Here is a 1119-nt window from a genome sequence, read left to right on the forward strand (position 1 = left end):
GCGTCCTGAAGTGATAACCAATGTCAGCAAAGCTATAGTCTGGCGGGCAAAGCTGGAGGCCTTTGACCGCTCTGTACTAAGTACAAGTATTGGTGATTTCAACATAGGATTTCCTGGCCAATACTGGGACTCTGAAAAACAAAGCTGGTATAACTATTTCAGGGATTACGATGCGACTTTAGGCAGATATCTGCAATCAGACCCTATTGGTTTGGCGGGTGGGTTGAATACTTATGGCTATGTGGGGGGGAATCCTTTGATCTATGTCGACCCTTATGGCCTGTTCTGTATGGATGACGTTTGGAGCGGTGTCTATTGGGCTACAGGGGAATGGTCACCGTCTCAAGGATCCGTTGACTTTGGCGCTGGTCTTGGTGATGCTCTTCTGCTGGGGACTGGTGGCTATCTTCGTGAGTTGGCGGAAGTTGATGGTGGTGTCGACCAAAACAGTGATGCATACAGATACGGATCCTATACTGCACTTGCTACCGGGGGCGGTCGTGTAGCCTACGCTGGACTATCCAAAGTGGGATCTGTGTTCGCGGCATCAGGTGCACAGGCCAGCGCGTTCAGATCTGGTCTTAAGACGTTCTTCCGGGGCGGTTTCGGACGCAATTGGCGGCCGCCAAATTTGGCAGGTAAGACCGATGCTCAACTGCGTGCGTCTGCAGGCAAAACAAACTTTGGTATGAACGCCTATGGTGCTGGGGTAGGTATCGCAGGTGGTGTGGGGGCGTCGCAATGCGAGTGCCAGAAATGAAGCTACATTTTAAGCCAAAGGTTTTCGTGGCAATGCTGGCAGTATGTGCAGCAATCGCGGGTGTTGTCGCGTGGGCCTCCGGACTGAACTTCTGGGTGCTAACGGCTATCCTTGTTGCAGCGGTTCTCATCAATGGGTTTATAACCTCGGTCGAAGGCAAGGACTGAACGGGAGTTGAGGGGCAGTTTTGCCCCTTACCCCTATTTTTCAATGTACACTGGCTATAACTAATGCGCTTACACTGAAAATAAGCGCATTATTCCGATTGGTTATGAATTATGTATGCAAATGAAACGGAAGATGATTGTGTGGCAATTCAAGATGGATCAGTGGTGTCACCAGCCAAACCTATCCCGGTT

The 1119-nt window shown here is 50.3% G+C and carries 1 protein-coding gene; it reads left to right on the forward strand.

Features of this window, described 5'->3' with window-relative positions:
• The coding region (locus LSG37_RS21115; RefSeq protein ID WP_233081980.1) for an RHS repeat-associated core domain-containing protein at positions 1-760 on the forward strand (760 nt) is incomplete at its 5' end.
• Positions 761-1119: the final 359 nt, after the last annotated feature.

Origin of the sequence: Rheinheimera soli, assembly GCF_021290985.1 — a bacterium.
In the GTDB taxonomy this organism is placed as follows: Bacteria; Pseudomonadota; Gammaproteobacteria; order Enterobacterales; family Alteromonadaceae; genus Pararheinheimera; species Pararheinheimera soli.